The 321-nt window shown below is 65.7% G+C and carries 1 pseudogene; it reads right to left on the reverse strand.

From position 1 onward, the window contains the following. Positions 1–204: 204 nt before the first annotated feature. Positions 205–321 (reverse strand): annotated as a pseudogene (locus ABGA94_RS04030) (dihydroxy-acid dehydratase); the annotation flags it as partial.

Below are 321 nucleotides of genomic sequence, written 5' to 3' on the forward strand. Positions count from 1 at the left end.
TGCGGCGGAACCAGTTGCGCCAGTTCACTTCCCAGTGCGCGCCGGCATCGTCGGAGAACGCCTGCTCCCACCACGGCTCCTCGCCATGGATGTCATGCCAGCGGAACCAGACGTCGATTTCGCGCGGTGTCTCTGCTGCCGAGCGCCTGTTCGGCATTCTCGACATGCCAGTGGAGCGCGACCAGGGGCAGCGACACGTGCAGCGCGTGCGGGGCCTTCGAACACATGGATCGATTCGTCCACGCCGGCGGTTTTCACCACGCAGCCATCGACGGCCAGATTGCCGCGCAGCACAGCCAGGCCACCTTCCAGCGAATACGC

Source organism: Stenotrophomonas sp. 3diitr2024 (assembly GCF_042136455.1).
Taxonomy (GTDB): Bacteria; Pseudomonadota; Gammaproteobacteria; order Xanthomonadales; family Xanthomonadaceae; genus Stenotrophomonas; species Stenotrophomonas sepilia.